Origin of the sequence: Minwuia sp. (assembly GCF_048007105.1) — a bacterium.
GTDB lineage: Bacteria > Pseudomonadota > Alphaproteobacteria > Minwuiales > Minwuiaceae > Minwuia.
This window is the reverse complement of the sequence record NZ_CP180352.1, coordinates 336,551-354,006: the sequence shown is the minus strand read 5'-3', so window position 1 is coordinate 354,006 and position 17,456 is coordinate 336,551. Positions and strand designations below refer to the sequence as shown.

The 17,456-nt window shown below is 66.8% G+C and carries 17 protein-coding genes; 6 read left to right on the top strand and 11 right to left on the bottom strand.

The genetic code is table 11. The features are described 5' to 3' along the window. Positions 1 to 9 precede the first annotated feature (9 nt). From ACMVY4_RS01715 to ACMVY4_RS01680, 8 genes are all read right to left on the bottom strand, one after another. Positions 10 to 1,344 (bottom strand): Rieske 2Fe-2S domain-containing protein, encoded by a 1,335-nt coding sequence (locus ACMVY4_RS01715; RefSeq protein ID WP_416898479.1) that lies wholly within the window; start codon positions 1,342 to 1,344, stop codon positions 10 to 12. Positions 1,345 to 1,417: 73 nt separating this feature from the next. Continuing rightward, a complete protein-coding gene (locus ACMVY4_RS01710) occupies positions 1,418 to 1,780 on the bottom strand; it encodes a DUF1428 domain-containing protein (protein ID WP_416898478.1) in 363 nt (120 codons plus the stop codon). Further along, a complete protein-coding gene (locus tag ACMVY4_RS01705) occupies positions 1,777 to 2,163 on the bottom strand; it encodes a VOC family protein (protein WP_416900237.1) in 387 nt (128 codons plus the stop codon). Before ACMVY4_RS01705 ends, ACMVY4_RS01710 begins: the two co-directional genes overlap by 4 nt. A 105-nt stretch (positions 2,164 to 2,268) precedes the next feature. After that, on the bottom strand, positions 2,269 to 2,748 hold the full coding sequence (locus ACMVY4_RS01700; protein WP_416898477.1) for an SRPBCC family protein: 480 nt from the start codon (positions 2,746 to 2,748) through the stop codon (positions 2,269 to 2,271). Further along, positions 2,745 to 3,332 carry a TetR/AcrR family transcriptional regulator gene (locus ACMVY4_RS01695; protein ID WP_416898476.1) on the bottom strand — a complete coding sequence of 196 codons (588 nt, stop codon included), beginning with the start codon at positions 3,330 to 3,332 and terminating at the stop codon, positions 2,745 to 2,747. The genes ACMVY4_RS01700 and ACMVY4_RS01695 overlap by 4 nt, the downstream gene beginning before the upstream one ends. Before the next feature lie 262 nt (positions 3,333 to 3,594). Further along, the gene (gene gor / locus ACMVY4_RS01690) at positions 3,595 to 4,947 is read right to left on the bottom strand and encodes a glutathione-disulfide reductase (RefSeq protein WP_416898475.1); all 1,353 of its coding nucleotides are present in this window, start codon (positions 4,945 to 4,947) and stop codon (positions 3,595 to 3,597) included. Positions 4,948 to 5,043: 96 nt separating this feature from the next. Then, positions 5,044 to 6,534 (bottom strand): NADP-dependent succinate-semialdehyde dehydrogenase, encoded by a 1,491-nt coding sequence (gene gabD, locus ACMVY4_RS01685; RefSeq protein ID WP_416898474.1) that lies wholly within the window; start codon positions 6,532 to 6,534, stop codon positions 5,044 to 5,046. Positions 6,535 to 6,627: 93 nt separating this feature from the next. Continuing rightward, entirely contained in the window at positions 6,628 to 7,656 is a 1,029-nt protein-coding gene (locus ACMVY4_RS01680) for a TIGR03617 family F420-dependent LLM class oxidoreductase (RefSeq protein WP_416898473.1), read from the bottom strand. Between the two features lie 128 nt (positions 7,657 to 7,784). Between ACMVY4_RS01680 and ACMVY4_RS01675 the strand changes: the two genes are divergently transcribed. Both ACMVY4_RS01675 and ACMVY4_RS01670 read left to right on the top strand, forming a co-directional pair. Next, positions 7,785 to 8,786, top strand: a complete 1,002-nt coding sequence (locus ACMVY4_RS01675) for a serine hydrolase domain-containing protein (protein ID WP_416898472.1) — start codon at positions 7,785 to 7,787, stop codon at positions 8,784 to 8,786. 114 nt (positions 8,787 to 8,900) lie between these two features. Next, positions 8,901 to 9,692, top strand: a complete 792-nt coding sequence (locus ACMVY4_RS01670) for a delta-class carbonic anhydrase (RefSeq protein WP_416898471.1) — start codon at positions 8,901 to 8,903, stop codon at positions 9,690 to 9,692. Between the two features lie 2 nt (positions 9,693 to 9,694). Here ACMVY4_RS01670 and ACMVY4_RS01665 read toward each other — a convergent pair whose 3' ends face one another. From ACMVY4_RS01665 to ACMVY4_RS01655, 3 genes are read right to left on the bottom strand one after another with little or no spacing between them, the layout of a single operon-like run. Further along, a complete protein-coding gene (locus ACMVY4_RS01665) occupies positions 9,695 to 11,242 on the bottom strand; it encodes an acyl-CoA carboxylase subunit beta (protein WP_416898470.1) in 1,548 nt (515 codons plus the stop codon). A 33-nt stretch (positions 11,243 to 11,275) separates the two neighbouring features. Continuing rightward, a complete protein-coding gene (locus ACMVY4_RS01660) occupies positions 11,276 to 11,572 on the bottom strand; it encodes a hypothetical protein (RefSeq protein WP_416898469.1) in 297 nt (98 codons plus the stop codon). 48 nt (positions 11,573 to 11,620) lie between these two features. Next, a complete protein-coding gene (locus ACMVY4_RS01655) occupies positions 11,621 to 12,607 on the bottom strand; it encodes a DMT family transporter (RefSeq protein WP_416898468.1) in 987 nt (328 codons plus the stop codon). Between the two features lie 123 nt (positions 12,608 to 12,730). On the opposite strand from ACMVY4_RS01655, the gene ACMVY4_RS01650 reads away from it, so the two are divergent. From ACMVY4_RS01650 to ACMVY4_RS01635, 4 genes are all read left to right on the top strand, one after another. Continuing rightward, complete coding sequence (locus ACMVY4_RS01650) at positions 12,731 to 13,393, top strand: TetR/AcrR family transcriptional regulator (protein ID WP_416898467.1); 663 nt, start codon at positions 12,731 to 12,733, stop codon at positions 13,391 to 13,393. Positions 13,394 to 13,471: 78 nt separating this feature from the next. Further along, positions 13,472 to 13,921, top strand: coding sequence for a (2Fe-2S)-binding protein (locus ACMVY4_RS01645; protein WP_416898466.1), 450 nt, complete (start codon positions 13,472 to 13,474; stop codon positions 13,919 to 13,921). Positions 13,922 to 13,938: 17 nt separating this feature from the next. Further along, positions 13,939 to 16,209: a molybdopterin cofactor-binding domain-containing protein gene (locus ACMVY4_RS01640; protein WP_416898465.1), complete on the top strand. Its 2,271-nt coding sequence runs from the start codon at positions 13,939 to 13,941 to the stop codon at positions 16,207 to 16,209. Between the two features lie 81 nt (positions 16,210 to 16,290). Further along, positions 16,291 to 17,430: an acyl-CoA dehydrogenase family protein gene (locus tag ACMVY4_RS01635; protein WP_416898464.1), complete on the top strand. Its 1,140-nt coding sequence runs from the start codon at positions 16,291 to 16,293 to the stop codon at positions 17,428 to 17,430. Positions 17,431 to 17,456: the final 26 nt, after the last annotated feature.

The window sequence follows — 17,456 nt, the reverse complement described above, 5'->3', positions numbered from 1 at the left end:
CGCCGGCGTTCATGCCGCGTCGGGTTCGCGGGCGGCGTCCCAGGGGCAGGCGGCGCGCCGTTCGCGGTCGCCGCGGCGCCAGACGGCCTCCCAGCCTTCCTCGGCCGAGCCGATGGCGTCGATCGAGACGGGGCCGAAGATGCGCTTGGGGTCGGTCTTGCCGTACATGGGCAGCTGGTCGGCCTGACCAGCCTGCAGCTGCCGGATCGCGCGGCGCAGCATGCGGCGGTAGCGCATGATGCCGACATCGGTGGTGCCGAGGTTTTCGGCCGTCCGGTCCTGGATCGCGCCCATGCTCTCGACCGCCCACTGGTCGTGGACGTTGATGTCCTCGCCCATGCCGGTCCAGGTCTTCGTCCGCTGCTCGGCCGGGTCGTAGCCGTAACTGTTCGCCGCGTTCTTCAGCGGCGCGTAGTCGGGCAGGCGGTGCTCCTTCAGGCGCTGTTCGCGCATCCTGTCCCTGTCCACCGGATTCCCGAAGCTGGTGAACATGGAATACCAGTAGCAGGTCGTGTCATCGACCGGCACGTGCCACTGGGTGATGGTCATCTCCCGCGACATAGGAATGCAGATCGCCTCGGGGAAGATCTGGTTGGTCACCCGGACATGGGTGCGGCCGTCGCCGAGATGCCGCAGCGCCACCAGCCGGAGGCCGAAATCCGTCTCCTCGACCTGCAGTTCGGGCCGCGGATAGTCGCGCAGCAGCTCGGTCATGGTCAGTTCGGTGTTGGTGGCGGTGTCGCGGAACTGCTTGCCGTAGCCGTCCGCCGGGTCCTCGTCTTCCAGGAAGCGGTGCAGGAAGCTGGCATGCGCCGGGTCGATGCCGATCTCGAGCGCCTGCAGCCAGTTGCAGGACCAGAGGCCCTTGAAGGCGAAGACGTGGCTGTCCGGTGCCGCGAAGCAGTCCAGTTCCGGGAAGGCGGGCGGCTCGCCCTCGCCCATGTAGGCGAAGACGATGCCGTTCCGCTCGACCACCGGATAGCCGGCGGTGCGGATGTTCTCGTGCAGGCGGCTGCCCTCCGGCTCGGCGGGCTGTTCCAGGCATTGGCCGGTGCGGTCGTAGAGCCAGCCGTGGAAGGGGCATCGCAGGCCGCCATCCTCCAGCCGGCCGTAGCAGAGGTCGACGCCGCGATGCGGGCAGCGCCGGCCGATCAGGCCGAGTTCGCCGTCCTCGCCGCGGAACAGCACCAGATCCTCGCCCATCAGCCGCACGGGCGCGACCGGCCGCTCACCCGCCAGCTCGACGGCCAGCGCCGCAGGCTGCCAGTATTGCCGCAGCACAGCGCCGGCGCTGCTGCCCGGCCCGACGCGGGTCAGTTCGTCGTTCTGTTCCTGGCTCATCATGGCGGCGGCTCCGTCACATCTGCGCTCGCCGCATCGTACCCGCAACCGGCGCGGGCTGCATAGGTGGGGCCGTCTAGCCGCCGGCGCCGACGTCCATGATGGGAACGAAGCCGCCGAAGATCATGCGCATTCCGTCGAAGGGCATTTCCTTGAACTGTTCCATGCGGGGATCGCTCATCATCTTCTCATGCGCCGCATCCCGCGTCGCCTTGTCCGGCCATTCGATCCAGGAGAACACCACGGTCTCGTCGGCCTCCATCTTCACCGCCATGGGGAAGGACGTGACCTTGCCGTCCGGGACGTCGTCGCCCCAGGTCTCGACCTGCCGGATCGCGCCCCACTCGCGGAACATGGAGGAGGCGAACTCCGCCATCTCCCGGTACCTGTCCTTGTTGGCGGTCGGCACCGCCAGCAGAAATCCGTCGATATAGCTCATTGGCCGGTCTCCTCCCTGCCTTCGAACGCGGCGGTCAGCGCCGCGATGTCGATCCGGTTCATCTGCATCATCGCCGCATGGGCGCGGCCGGCGGCGATCTTGTCGTCCGAGGCCATCATGATCGGCAGCGCCTCCGGCACGATCTGCCAGTGCATGCCCCAGCGGTCCTTGAGCCAGCCACAATCCCCTTCCTCGCCGTCCTCGGTCAGGGCGTCCCAGAGCCGGTCGGTCTCGTCCTGGTCCCGGGTCAGCACCGAGATCGAGACGGCGGGCGTGTGTTCGAAGGCCATACCGCCGTTCAGGATCATGTAGGGGGCGCCGGCCAGGGTGAACTCGACCACCAGCGGCGGGCCGTTCGGATCGGGACGGTAGACTTCCTCGATCCGGCTGCCGGGCAGCAGGCCGACATAGAACTCGCCGCGGCTTCGCCGCCGCTCTCGAAGAACAGGCAGGTGCGGAGCTTCGCCTTCGGTCCGGTCGTCATCGCCTCAGAGCCCCTTCGCCACGTCCTGCAGCTGCAGGGCGCAGATCTTCCAGCCTTCGTGGAAACCCATCTCGGCATGACGGGCGCGGGTCTCGGCGTTCCAGTGCCGGGCCTCGGCGCGGTAGAGGGTCCGGCCGTCCCCGTCGTCCGCCAGCGTCACGACCGCGGTGAAGAAGGGTTCGGGCGTGGGCCGCCAGCCCTTGGTATAGGCGTCGGTCGTGACCAGCTTCCGGCCCTCGTCGATATCCAGCACGACGCCGTCCGCCGGCATCTCGTCGCCGTCCGGGCTGACCATGGTGAAGCCGTGACGGCCGCCGACCTCGGGCTCCACCACGGCGTTCTTCACGGTCCAGGGGCGGGGGCACATCCACTGCTCCAGCAGCGCCGCCTCGGTCATGCATCGCCAGACCTTCGCACGCGGGGCGTCGAGCACCAGCTCCAGTTCGAGGTCGCGTTCGGGGTCGAATTCGGGAAGTGCGGTCATTCTACTGAATCCTCTTCTGTTACCCGGCCGAACAGCAGTTCGACGTAGCGTTTCAGGTGGTCGATGGAATCGATGGCGGTCTGCGGGTCGCCGCTCGCCTTGGCGACGATGAAGGCGCCCTGAAGCACCGCCTGGGTGTGCAGCGCCAGGCTTTCGGCAGTCCAGCCGGCGGGCGCGCCGTACCGGTCCATGGCGGCCTGGATGTCGGCGACAAGCGTTTCCGCGTGCCCGGTGATGACCCCGCCACAGGCCTTCCGGATGGCGGGATGCGACTGATGCAGTTCCTGCACCATGGTGCCCGCCATGCAGCTGAAGTCGGCCGGCTCGCCCTGGATGAGAGACCGCCGCAGGTCGAGATAGCCCAGCACCCGGTCCAGCGGATCCGCGTGCCGGTGATAGGCATGCTCGGCGAACATCCGGCCCGTGCTCTCCCCCCACAGCGCTGCGGCGGCGACGGCCAGCGCCTGCTTGTCCTTGAAGTGGTGGAAGAAGGCGCCCTTGGAGACGCCGGCGGCGGCGCAGACCTGATCGACCGAGGTCGCGGTGTAACCCTGCTGCCGGACAAGGCCGAAGGCGGCCATCATGATCTTCTCTCGCGCCGACATGCCGAGACCATACCGACTGGTTGGTATGTAATCAAGTGGTTAAATTATGCGACGCCCGGGTTCATCGTGATTGCGGATTTTCCCGACGGTCCCGCCGGTCACCCCAGATGGCCCGTTGGGCCACACGGGGGTCCGGAGCGGCTTCGCCGCCAGGTCAGCTGTTCAACCGGATGCCCGCGCAAGGCGGGCATGACCATGGATACGGCGCGCGTCCGAAGACGATGCAGGGGCGCCTGAACGCCTAGGCCGCCGTCTCCCGCATCGTCACGAATTCTTCCGCCGCGGTGGGGTGGATGCCGATGGTGCGGTCGAAGTCCTGCTTGGTTGCACCCATCTTCACCGCGATAGCGATGCCCTGGATGATCTCGCCCGCGTCCGGACCGACCATGTGCACGCCGACGACCTTCTGGCTCTTCTGATCGACGATGATCTTCATCAGCGTCTTCTCGTCCCGGCCGGTCAGCGTGTGCTTCATCGGCGTGAAGGTGGAGCGGTAGATGTCCAGTTCGCCGTGGGCCTCGCGGGCCTGTTCCTCGGTCAGGCCGACCGAGCCGACCGGCGGCTGGCTGAACACGGCCGAGGGGATGTCGGCGTGGTCGACCGGCGTCGGATCGCCCAGGAACTCGGTGCGATAGAAGGCCATGGCCTCGTGGATGGCCACCGGAGTCAGCGCCATGCGGTGGGTGACGTCGCCGATGGCCCAGACATTGTCCAGGCTGGTGCGGGAATAGTCGTCGACCTTGATCGCGCCCTGCTTCGTGATCTCCAGGCCCAGCTTCTCGAGCCCGAAACCGTCGATGCGGGGATGGCGGCCGGTGGCGTACATGATGCAGTCGGCGACGATCTCGGTCCCGTCGGTCAGCTTGGCGAGCAGGGTGCCGTCATGCTTCTCGATCTCCCAGATGTTGACGCCGGTCCTGAGGTCGATGCCCTTCTTGCGCACTTCACTGGCGACCGTCTCCCGGACATCGCCGTCGAAGCCGCGCAGGATCTGTTCGCCGCGGTAGATCTGGGTCACCTCGGCGCCCATGCCCTTCATGATGCCGGCGAATTCCAGCGCGATGTAGCCGCCGCCGACGACGACGAAGCGCTTCGGGAAGCTTTCCAGATAGAACACCTCGTTCGACGAGACCGCGTGCTCGATGCCGGGCAGGTCCGGCATGGTCGGCCAGCCGCCGGTTGCGATCAGCAGCTTGTCGGTCGTGATCGTGCGGTCGCCGACCTGGACGGTGTGGCGGTCGATGATCTCGGCATGGGTCTCGAACAATTCCACGCCCGCATTGTCCAGCAGCCGGCGGTAGACGCCGTTCAGCCGTGCGATCTCGGTGTTCTTGTTCTCGATCAGCCGCGACCAGTCGAAGCCCTCGATCTTCAGGTCCCAGCCATAGGCCTTCGCGTCCTCGACGTCTTCCGAGAAATGGCTGCCATAGACCAGCAGCTTCTTCGGCACGCAGCCGACATTGACGCAGGTGCCGCCGAGCCAGCTCGATTCCGCCGCCGCCACGCGGGCGCCGGTCGATGCGGCCATCCGGGCTGCGCGCGTGCCGCCGGATCCGACGCCGATGACGAAAAGGTCGTAGTCGTAGGTGCTCATGGGGGTCCCCGCTGGTTTGTCCTGCCAGCGGAAATAGTCGCCCCAGCTGCCCGGCCAAGTCCAGCCGGGTTCACGGCTGCGGCAACGCGGCCCCGGCTACTTGTCGATGCCGGCCATCAGCAGGTACTTGATCTCCATGTAGTCGTCGATGCCGTACTTGGAGCCCTCGCGGCCGAAGCCGGATTCCTTCATGCCGCCGAACGGCGCGACTTCGGTCGAGATCAGGCCGGTGTTGATGCCGACGATGCCGTACTCCAGCCCCTCCGACATGCGCCAGATCCGGCCGATGTCGCGGGTATAGTAATAGGTGGCGAGCCCGAATTCGGTGTCGTTGGCCATCTTCAGGACCTCGTCTTCGGTCTCGAAGCGGAAGACCGGCGCCAGCGGGCCGAAGGTTTCCTCCTTCGCCACCTTCATCGCCGGCGTCACGCCGGAGATCACGGTGGGCTGGTGGAACAGGCCGCCCAGCTCATGCGGGGCGCCGCCCTGGACGACGGTGCCGCCCTTGGACGTGGCGTCCTCGATGTGCTCGCGCAGCTTCTCCAGTCCGGCCTTGTCGATCAGCGGACCCTGGTCGGTCTCGCCTTGCAGCCCGTCGCCGACGCGCAGCTTCGCGACCGCTTCGCCCAGCTTCTTGACGAAGGCGTCATGGATGCCGGCCTGGGCGTAGATGCGGTTGGCGCAGACGCAGGTCTGACCGGTGTTGCGGAACTTGGACTGGATGGCGCCCTCGACCGCGGCGTCCAGATCGGCGTCGTCGAAGACGATGAAGGGCGCGTTACCGCCCAGTTCCATCGACAGCTTCTTCATCGTACCGGCGCACTGTTCCATCAGCTTCTTGCCGATGTCGGTGGAGCCGGTGAAGGTCAGCTTGCGCACGATCGGGTTCGAGGTCAGTTCGCCGCCGATCTCCGACGACGAGCCGGTCAGCACCGACATCACGCCCTTCGGCACGCCCGCCCGTTCGGCCAGTTCGGCCATGGCGAAGGCGGAATAGGGCGTGGCGGTGGCCGGCTTGATCACCATGGTGCAGCCGGCGGCCAGCGCCGGGCCGGCCTTCCGGGTGATCATCGCGGCCGGGAAGTTCCACGGCGTGATCGCGGCGCAGACGCCGACCGGCTCCTTGGTGACGACGATGCGGGCGTCGGCGCGGTGGCTGGGGATGGTGTCGCCGTAGACGCGCTTGGCCTCTTCGGAGAACCATTCGATGAAGCTGGCGGCATAGGCGATCTCGCCCTTGGATTCGGCCAGCGGCTTGCCTTGCTCGGCCGTCATCAGCCGAGCCAGATCGTCCTGGTTCGCCATCATCAGGTCGAACCACTTGCGCAGGACGGCGGCGCGCTCCTTGGCGGTCTTCGCCCGCCATGCCGGCAGGGCGGCGTTGGCGGCCTCGATGGCGCGCTTTGTTTCGGCGGCGCCCATCTTCGGCACGGTGCCGATCGTCTGGCCGGACGCCGGATTGGTCACGTCGATCGTGCCGCCGCCATCGGCGTCGCACCAGGCGCCGTCGATGTAGCACTGCTCGCGGAACAGCTTCGCGTCCTTGATGCCCAGCGCGGCGACGCCCATCGGTGATTGTTCGTTCATGGCTTCCTCCCGTTCCCGGACAATGATTGGGATCATTGTCTCAGGTGGGGTGGCGCTTGTCGCGAACAATGACCGGACGGGCCGGGTGCGCGGTCAGGCCGTGTGCTTGACCGCGTCCGTGAAGGCCTTCCAGTTGCCGATCTCGGCGTCCTTCGGGATCGGGTAGTAATAGGCCACACGGTCCAGCACGCCCTCGTAGCGCTCCCGCACCTTGGGGCCGACTTCGGACAGCTTCCCGATGACGGCGACCTGCTCGACGATGGCGTCCGGGATCTTCTTCGGCATCTCGGCCATCTGGCCCGAGCGCATCATCTGGCTCAGTTCCTTGCCGAGATCGCCGTAACCCATGTGTTCCAGCACGCCGCGGTAGTTGGGCGTCGAGCCGTAGAAGGAGATCTGCATCCGGACATCCTCGACGGCCTTGTCGATCTCGGCCTGGGTCTCGCCGGCGGCGATCAGCACCATGGTCTGCACATGCAGATCCTTCACCGACTTGCCGCGGGTCTTTGCGCCCTCGTCGATGGCCGGCAGCACAACTTCCTTGAGGTAGCTCATGTTGTGGATCGGGTGGGCGTGGAAGCCGTCGGCGACCTCACCCGCGGCGCGGCACATGCGCGGGTTCACGCCGGCCAGATAGACCGGAATGTCCGGGTGGTCGATGGCGCCGGGGCTGAACAGCGGGTTGTTCAGCGTGAACTGGTAGAATTCGCCCTTGTAGTCGGGCTTGGTGCCGTTCTGGAAATTGTCGAAGATCGCCTTCATGCAGCGCACATAGTCGCTGATGCGCCGCGCCGGATGATCGAAGGGCATGGAGAAGCGCCGCTCGATATGCGCCCGCACCTGGGTGCCGAGGCCGAGATGCATGCGTCCGCGCGACAGCTTCTGGATATCCCAGGCCTGCTGCGCCATGGCGAAGGGGCTGCGGCCGAAGGCGACGGCGATGTTGGTGCCGAGATGAATGTTCTTCGTTGCCGCGGCGGCCAGCGTCAGCGGCGTGAAGGCGTCCTGGCCGGCCTCGAAGGTCCAGGCGGCGTCGAAGCCCATCTCCTCCATCTTCTGCGCATGGGTGCCGACTTCGGTGAAATCCAGATCGCGAAGCTGGCAGTCGATTTTCAGTGTCATGGCGCTTTCCTCCCCAAAGCGGCTAACGTAGTGGTGAACGTAGAATAACGGCGCTGCAATAGGAAACGGGGATCGTCACCCGGCTCTCGACGATCTCTCTCCACGGCACCAAACACATGGAAGCACCAGTGGAGAAAGAGATCCGGGAAGCGTACGCCAGTGGCGAACTGAAGGGGTTGCATGGCGTCGTCGTCCGCCGTCACGGGGCGCTGCTGGCGGAGGCCTATTTCGATGGGGCCGACCAACGCTGGGGCCGCGACCTCGGTGTCCGGACGCATGGGCCGGACGAACTGCACGACATCCGCTCCGTTACCAAGTCCGTCGTCGGCATGCTCTACGGCATCGCGCTGTCGGAAGGCATCGTTCCCCCGATCGATGCGCCGGTCATCGGACAGTTTCCGGAACTTGCCGACCTCGCCGAGGATCCGGCGCGCTGCGCCATCACCATCGAACACGCCCTGTCGATGCGGATGGGCACCGAGTGGGACGAGGAGATGCCCACGACCGATCCGCGCAATACCGGCATGCAGATGGAACGGTCGGACGACAGATACCGCTTCGCCCTCGACCGCAGGATGGTTCACCGGCCGGGGACGGTCTGGACCTATGGCGGCGGCGCCACCGAACTGGTCGCCGGGATCATCGCCAGAGGCGCCGGCATGCCCATCGACGAATATGCCCGGAAGGTGCTGTTCCAGCCCCTTGGCATCGACGAATGGGAGTGGGTGCGGGGCAGGGACGGGCACCCTGTCGCTGCGTCCGGCCTGCGGCTCAGGATGCCGGATCTCGTCGTCATCGGCGAGATGGTCCGCCAGGGCGGCCGTCACGCCGGCCGGCAGGTGGTTCCGGAAGACTGGTTGAAACGGAGCCTGGTGCCCCGGTCCGAAATTCCGGGCGGGCAACGCTACGGCTATTTCTGGTGGCTGTCGGTGGAAGGCGATCCGCCCGGCGCCGCAATGGGTATCGGCAATGGTGGGCAGCGGCTCCATGTCGGCCTGCGCAGCGGCGTCACGCTCGCTGTTCTTTGCGGCAACTACAACCAGTGCGACGCGTGGGTGGTTCCGACAAGGATACTGGTGGACATCGTTCTTCCTGCTATCGGTCTCGCCTCGTGGCGCCCTCGTTCCTGACCGGTCAATCTCCTGTCGTTCCGGTACCGGATTTCTGGATCATGGCCGCTGCCGACAGTTCATGGCATCATTGACGCTGCGGCATGTGATTGCCGCCGACAGAGGGGGTCGGGAATGAAACTATCCGGATATTCGGCGGCGTTTGCCGCTGTCTTCGCCATCGCCGCGCCGGTCGCGGCCAGCGAGACCTGCGTCGGCTTCGGGCCGCAGACGCCGAGAGACATCGCCGCGGCGGCGGGCAGCAACACACAGGTCTTCCCGCTGGCGCCCGCCGCGTCGTCGATGAACCTGTGCAACATCCACACGCACACCAACGCCGAGCACAAGGGACCGGGCTTCTCGGTCTTCGCCGGGCCGGGGGATCATGGCGGCTACAAGTGCAACAACAGCGATACCCTGACCGAAGCCGAACTCAAGGATCCGGCTGACGGTCACGGCGCCTATCACGGGGTGAAGCCGGGCGACACGATCGAGGTGCACTGGGTGCACACGTCCTGCGCCATCTCGCCCGGGCCGGGACTCGGCTCCTGTCTCAGCGACGCCTGCGCCAACCCGACCCTGCGGGTCGAAACCCAGGTCTTCCTGGTGGTGAACGACCCCGACGCGCTCGACTTCGGCGACTTCGCCTATCAGGGCAACGTGGTGAAGGGACGGCATCAGCCGAAATCGCTGCCGACAGGCACCGGCGAGCCGGTGGTCTTCGGCGGCTCGACCACCGGGCCGAAATACACCCAGAAGATCTGCTCGCCGCTGCAGGTCACCTGGAGCGTTCGTCCGCAATGCGCGAGGCTGGATATCGCATCGCTGCACCGCTGGGCCGAGAACGGGAACGTCTTCAAGGAAGACCATTCCCACGGCGTCCGTCAGCTGGTCACCGCGCCGGAACTGCTGTCGCCCATCGAGTAGGCCTAGGGCAGAACCCCGTGACGGAGCGTCGGCGACGGTGCTTCGGCGCGGCGGTTCAGCGCCCGCTCCAGCGCCCGGATCAGTCGCGGCCGGGTCTCCCGAGGGTCGATCACATCGTCGACCTTCATCATCGCCGCTGCCGGAATTGCGCCGCAGAGCCGCTGGTATTCGGCGGTCAGATCGGCGTGCAGCTTCTTCGGATCTTCCGACGCCGCCAGTTCCGCGCGGTAGGCGGCGGTGATGCCGCTCTCCAGCGGAATGGCGTTGAAATCCGCGGTCGGCCAGGCGAGCACCGCGGACTGGTCGGCCCCGTAGCCGCCCATCGCCGCCGCGCCGTAGCCGAAGCCCTTGTGCACCACCACGGTCAGGATCGGCACATCGCAGAAGGCGAAGCTGTGGGCGACCTGCATGCCGACCCGCAGCGCCGCTTCCTTCTCGGACTTCGGGCCGGTCATCACGCCGGGCGTGTCGGTGAGGAAGACCAGTGGCACGTGATAGGCGCCGCAGATGTCCATGAAGTGCCGCAGCTTGGTGCCGGCGGCCGCAGTGATGGCACCCGACAGCACCTTCGGCTGGTTGGCGCAGATGCCGACGGGATGGCCGTTGAGCCGTGCGAAGCCGGTGATCATCATCTTCGCGTAGTCCGGCTTGACCTCGAAGAAGCTGCCGCGGTCGACCACCGCATGGACGATCTTCTTCATGTCGTAGGGCCGGCGGCGGTTCTCCGGGATGATGTCCAGCAGTTCCTCGTCGCCGCGTTGCGGATCGTCGTCCGGCACGATCGAAGGAGGGTACGCCCAGGCATTGGTCGGCAGATAGGAAAGCCAGGCCTTCAGGGCCGCCACGGCTTCCTCTTCCGTATCGACGGCATTGTCTCCGACGCCGGAAATCGAGCAGTGCAGATCGGCCCCGCCGAGTTCTTCCTTGTCGACGGTCTCGCCGGTGCCGGAGGCGACCAGCGGCGGACCGCCTGCGGCCAGCATCGAGGTGCCGCGGACCATGACGATGAATTCCATCATCGCGGCCAGCAGCGAGGAATCGCCGGCGCTCGGCCCCATCACCGCACAGATCTGCGGTGACATGCCGGATAGCTTCGCCTGCACCATGAAGTGATGCATTGGCGCCAGGCCCTGACCGATATACTCGTCCGTCCGCGCCCCCGCGCCGTCGAACAGCCAGACCATCGGCACCCGGTCCCGGGTGGCGAGATCCATCATCCGGCACTTCTTCTCGAAGTTGATCAGGCCCAGCGAGCCGCCGATGACGGTGAAGTCCTCGGACACGACGCCGACCGGACGGCCGTCTACGGTGCCGAAGCCGGTGACGACCCCGTCCGCCGGTGTCAGCTTGTTCTTGACCGGGGTGACGGGCGTGTGCGCGTGGTCGGCAAGCCCGCCAATCTCCTCGAAACTGCCGTCATCGAGAAGCATGGCCACGCGCTCGCGGGCTGTCTTCTTGCCCGCCGCGCGCTGGCGTTCGACCTTGGCGGGGCCGCCGTGCCCGGCCAGCGCCGCGCGCCGGCGGTTCAGATCGTCTATCAGATCCCGCATGGCGCCCGGCCCTCCCCAGCCGGCGGCCGGAGCCTACTTCTTGGTCTTGGCGTCCGTGTCCGGCAGTGTGTCCGCGGTCGTGCTGGCGGCGCCGTCCTTGCGCTGCACCAGACCGCGTTCCTCAAGCTGGCGCACCAGCTGGTCCATGGCGGAATAGGTCTGCAGGAAACCCTGCGGCGACATCACGAGCCGATGGGCGAACTGCCGGGCCGGCTTGCCCTCTGCATCGCGCTGGGTCGGCGACAGCTGGAAGAAGTCGACGCGCACGGCGCCGTCCTGGATCGCGACGTTGAAGACGCCGTCGACGAAAAGCTGGTTCTGGTCGGCCATCAAATGCTCCCTGGACTGTCCCCCGGGGCGAACCATAGCCACTGAGGCTCAGGCCGCAACAGCTTCCGCCGCTTTCTCGCGTTTCCGGGTCGCGACCTCGCGCTGGGCGATATAGGTCGCGGAGCCGACGATGACGGCGCCGCCGATCCAGATGCCCAGCGTCGGCGTCTCGCCGAACATGTAGATACCGATCAGCGAGGCCCAGACCAGCTGCAGGAACTCGGCCGGCTGAGTCACCGAGATGTCGGCGGCGCGCCAGGCCCGGGTCATGCAGATATGCGCGGTAGTCGCCATGCCGGCGACGACGGCGAGCCAGAACCATTCCTCGGGGCTGGGCCAGCGCCAGACGGCCAGTGCGGGGACGAACAGCACGACGGTGACGGTCATCGACAGCCAGGCGACGATGGCCGTGGTGCTTTCGGTTTCCGTCAGCCGCTTGGTCATGACCTTGGAACACGCGAACAGGGGCGCCGAGACCAGGATCGCGGCCTGGCCGAGGCCGAGCGCGCTCAGGTTGGCGGAAAGTTCCTCCATGCTGGTCGGCAGGCCGAACAGGACGATCATCGCCCCCAGCAGTCCGATCAGGACCGCGATGACGCGGCGCATGCGGACATCCTCGCCGAGGAACAGGAAGGCGCCGATCGTCGCCCAGACCGGCGAGGTGAAGGCGAGCGCCGTGACCTCGGCCAGCGTGATCTTGGAAATGGCGTAGAACCAGAGCAGCACGCCCGTGCCGTGGATGATGCCGCGCACGATATGCATGACCGGGCGCTTGGTCCGGAGTTCGCGACGCCGGCCCCCGAGGAAGATCGGAAGCAGGATCAGGAAGCCGAACAGATAGCGGATGAAGGCGGTCTCGGCCGGATGCAGGTCGCTCGAGAGCCAGCGGATCACGGCGGTGAAGGCGGCGAAGATCAGGCCCGACAGAACCAGATAGCCCATGCCGACGAGAACGCCGCGGCGGCGCTTCTCGGCAGCAGCAGCCGCTTCCGCATCGACATGCGGTGTCGGCTTGGGATGATCGTGTGCGGCCATGAGCCGCAAACTAGGCCGCAAACCGTTCTAGTTCCATTGCGCTCTCTGCAGCGGCATATGCGCCATGCTTGCCCGACAAGGCGGCTTGACACTATCCCCGGCTTTGCTGACTTTGGGTCAGCTATGCCCGACACGACATCCACAGCCCGTCCCCGGCGCGCCCGCGGCGACGAAGAGAAGGCCGCCCGGCGGCAGGCGATCCTCGAGGCCGCCCGCGATCTGTTCGCCGAATCCGGCGGCGAGGTGCCGTCCGTCGATCAGGTTGCGCGCCGGGCCGGTCTCGCCAAGGGCACGGTCTATCTCTATTTCGGCGCCAAGGAAGAGATGTTCCTTGCGCTGTTGACCCAGGAACTGGGCGACTGGATCGGTTCCATCGCCGAGGCGCTGGAGACCGGCGCGCTGGATGCCGAGAAGATCGCCGACTGGATGACCCGCGACCTGCTGGAGCGCACCGTCATGCTGCGGCTGGCGGCGCAGTGCCACGGTACGCTGGAACGGCAGGTGCCCGAGGCCGCCGTGGTCGCCTTCAAGCAGGCGACCTCGGGCGGACTTTCGCAACTGGGTGAACTGGTCGAGGACCGCTTCCCCGGTCTGAAGCCCGGCGAAGGGCCGACACTGCTGCTGCAGACCTACGCGCTGGTGATCGGCCTCTGGCAGCTGGCGGATCCGCCGAAGGCGGCGCGCGCCGTTGTTTCCCGGCCCGAGTTCGCGAAGTTCCGGCCGGATTTCGCATCCTCGGTGCGTCCGGGAATCGCCGCGTTGCTGAAGGCTGCGCTTGATAACTGACCAGCGGTCACTTATTATCTTGACGATCATCTGAAGGCGGGCGCAGGCGCCCTGCCGGCCATTGTTCGGGAGGTTCGGATGGCTCGGTTCAGGCTCAACGGCAAGGACGTCAGCGTCGATGTCGAGGGCGACACGCCGCTGCTCTGGGTGCTGCGCGACACGGTGGGCCTGACCGGCACCAAGTTCGGTTGCGGCGTTGCCGCCTGCGGCGCCTGCACCGTCCATGTGGACGGCGTCGCGACGCGGACCTGCGTGCTGCCAGTCGAGGCTGTCGAGGGTTCGGAGGTCACGACCATCGAGGGGCTGGGCCAGGGCGACGCCAACGGCCGTCTGCAACAGGCCTGGATCGACGAGCAGGTGCCCCAGTGCGGCTATTGCCAGTCGGGCATGATCATGGCCGCGGCTTCGCTGCTGGCGGACAATCCGGCGCCGAGCGACGCCGAGATCGACGAGGCCATCACCAATATCTGCCGTTGCGGTACCTACAGCCGCATCCGCCGCGCGATCCATCGCGCCGCCGGCGCCTGAACCGGGAGAGCTGGATCATGGCCAGGCCCAAACGCCGTTCCCGCCGCGCCTTCCTGATCGGCGGCGCCGTCGCCGCCGGCGCCCTGGTCGTGGGCTGGCGCTTCCTAACGCCGTCCGAGGGCGCAAGCGCCGACGAACTGATGAACCCGGGCGACGGCGAGACCGCGCTGAACGCCTGGGTGAAGATCGCCGCCGACGGCACCACCACGATTGCCGTCCCGCGCAGCGAGATGGGGCAGGGAGTGCAGACCTCGCTGCCCATGATTCTGGCCGAGGAACTCGACGCGGACTGGTCGAAGGTCCGCATCGTCGATGCCGAAGTCGACCCGGTCTATGTCAACGAGGTGATGCTGCCCGAAGGCTTCCCCTTCGGCCCGCATGACGAGAGCTTCATGGCGGAGAGCGCAAGGGATGCCGGCCGCTGGCTGTCGAAGCTGATCGGCGTTCAGGCGACCGGCGGTTCGACCAGCGTCCGGGCGGCCTGGGGCCCGATGCGGGAGGCCGGTGCGGCGGCGAAGGCGATGCTGCTGGCCGCGGCGGCGGAGCAACTGGATGTCTCGGCGGGCGAACTGAAGGCGGAGAATGGCATCGTCACCCATGCGGCGAGCGGCCGCTCGGTCGGTTATGGCGAGGTATCGAAACGGGCGGCGACCAAGAGCCCGCCCGAGACGCTGGTCCTGAAGCAGCCTTCGGCGTTCCGGCTGATCGGCACGCCGGTCGCCCGTCTGGATGTTCCCGCCAAGGTCGATGGTTCGGCCGTTTTCGGCGCCGATGTGAAGCTGCCGGGCATGCTCTACGCGACGCTGCGCCATACGCCGGTCGTCGGCGCCACCGTGAAGCGCTTCAACCCCGCCGATGTCGCCCGGATGCCGGGCGTGCACAAGGCGACGGCGGTGCCGGGCGGCATCGCGGTGATCGCCGACAGCTACTGGCGGGCGAAGAAGGCGGTCGATTCGCTGGCCATCGACTGGGAAATGGCCGAGGCCTGGCAGGGTTCGAGCGACGACATCTTCCGTCAGTTCGAGGCTGCCCTGGGCGAAGACGGTTTCGTCTATCAGGACGACGGCGATGCGGTCGAGCGGCTGGAGACGGCGTCGGACGTGTTCGAGGCGACCTACCGCGCACCCTTCCTCGCCCACGCGACGATGGAGCCGATGAGCTGTACCGCGCTGATGCAGAACGAGACGCTTCAGGTCTGGGCGCCGACCCAGGCGCCGGGCGTGATGCGCTGGATCGCCGCCGGCGAGGCGGATCTGGACGAGGCAAACGTGACCGTCCATGTCACCTATCTGGGCGGCGGTTTCGGCCGTCGCGGGGAGCCGGACTTCGTGCGCCAGGCGGTGAAGCTGGCGATGGAGGCGCCGGGCCGTCCGGTGAAGCTGATCTGGTCCCGTGAAGAGGACATGAAGAACGACACCTACCGCCCGGCGGGCCTGTCCCATTTCCGGGTGACGCTGGATCCCGACGGCTATCCGGCGGCGTGGCGGAACAAGGTGGTCGGCCCCTCGGTTTCCGGCCAGGCGACGCAGCGCTACCTGCCCTTCGGCTCCGACGCCGGTCCGGACCGGACCACGGTCGATGGCGCGGCATGGCTGCCCTACCGGACACCGGATATCCGGGTCGAACATATCCTCAGCCGGGTGCCGATGCGGATCGGGTTCTGGCGGTCGGTCGGGCACTCCCACAACGCCTTCTTCACCGAGAGCGTCATCGACGAACTGGCGCACAAGGCCGGGCAGGACCCCTACCGGTACCGCCGCCATCTGCTGCGCGACCATCCGCGCTATCTGAAGGTGCTGGACGAGGCCGCGGCGAAGGCGGGCTGGGACAGGCCGGCCGCCGAGGGGCGGGCGCTCGGTATCGCCCTGCACGAGAGCTTCGGCGCGATCGTCGCGCAGGTGGCTGAGGTCTCCATCGAGAATGGCGCCCCCCGCGTGCACCGCGTGGCCTGCGCCATCGACTGCGGCATCGTCATCAATCCCGATACCCTGGTGGCCCAGATGGAAAGCGGCATCGTCTATGGCCTGTCCGCGGCGCTCTGGGGCGAGATCACCTTCGAGAACGGCGAGCCGCAGCAGTCGAACTTCCCCGACTACGAGGTCATCCGGATGGCGAACATGCCGGAGATCGAGACGGTCATCATGCCCTCGGCCGAGGCGCCGGGCGGCGCCGGCGAACCGGGCACGCCGCCCATCGCGCCGGCGGTCGCCAATGCCCTGTTCCGGCTGACCGGCCGGCGGGTGCGCGAACTGCCGCTGATGAAGCAGGACTGGTCGGCGGGGGTCTGAGGCGTCCTGGCTCTTCCGGTGATGCGCCGGGCTGCTCTATAAGGACAGGCAGCAAGACGCATCCGACCGGGGAGAAAGACGATGGGCCTGCAGCGCGAGCTGTTCACCGAAGATCACGAGATCTTCCGCAACTCCATCAGGAAGTTTCTGGCCGACGAGGTCGCCCCTCACCACGAGAAGTGGGAGGAGCAGGGCTATGTCGACCGCACCGCCTGGACCAAGGCCGGCGAGCTCGGCTTCCTCTGCATCTCGATGCCCGAGGAGTATGGCGGGGCCGGAGCGGACCGGCTCTACAGCATGATCCTGTTCGAGGAGGTGCAGCGCCAGAACCTCACGGGCCTGGGTTTCGGGCTGCACAACGAGATCGTCGCCCCCTACATCCTTCGCTACGGCTCCGAAGAGCAGAAGCAGAAGTACCTGCCGAAGATGGCGACCGGCGAGATGATCGGCGCCATCGCCATGTCGGAGCCGGGCACCGGATCGGACCTGCAGGCGGTCAAGACCACCGCGCTGAAGGACGGCAACGAGATCGTCGTCAACGGCCAGAAGACCTTCATCACCAATGGCTGGCACGCCGACGTTGTCATCGTGGTCGCCAAGACCGACCCGACCAAGGGCGCCAAGGGTACCTCGCTGGTAATGCTCGAGCGTGGCGACCAGGGCTTCGACAAGGGCCGCCGGCTGAAGAAGCTGGGCTTGAAGGCGCAGGACACCTCGGAGCTGTTCTTCGAGAATGTCCGCATCCCCGCCGACCGAATCCTCGGCGAGGAAGGCAAGGGCTTCCAGTACCTGATGCAGGAACTGGCCTGGGAGCGCCTGCAGGTGGCGATCTCGGCGGCGCAGGCGATCGAGACCGCACTGGACCTGACAGTCGAGTACTGCAAGGAGCGCAACGCCTTCGGCCAGCCGCTGATCGAATTCCAGAACACCCGCTTCAAGCTGGCCGAGGTGAAGACCATTGCGCAGGTCGCGCGGTCCTTCGTCGATGACTGCATGTCGAAGCTGCTGCGTGACGAACTCGACGCCGAAACCGCGTCGATGGCCAAGTGGTGGGCCTCCGACATGCAGAACAAGATGATCGACGAATGCCTTCAGCTGTTCGGCGGCTACGGCTTCATGACCGAGTATCCGATCAGTCGCATGTATGCCGACGCCCGCGTGCAGCGGATCTATGCCGGCACCAACGAGATCATGAAGGAAATCATCGCGCGGAAGCTCTGATAGCGGAGCGGCTGGCCGCGACAGGT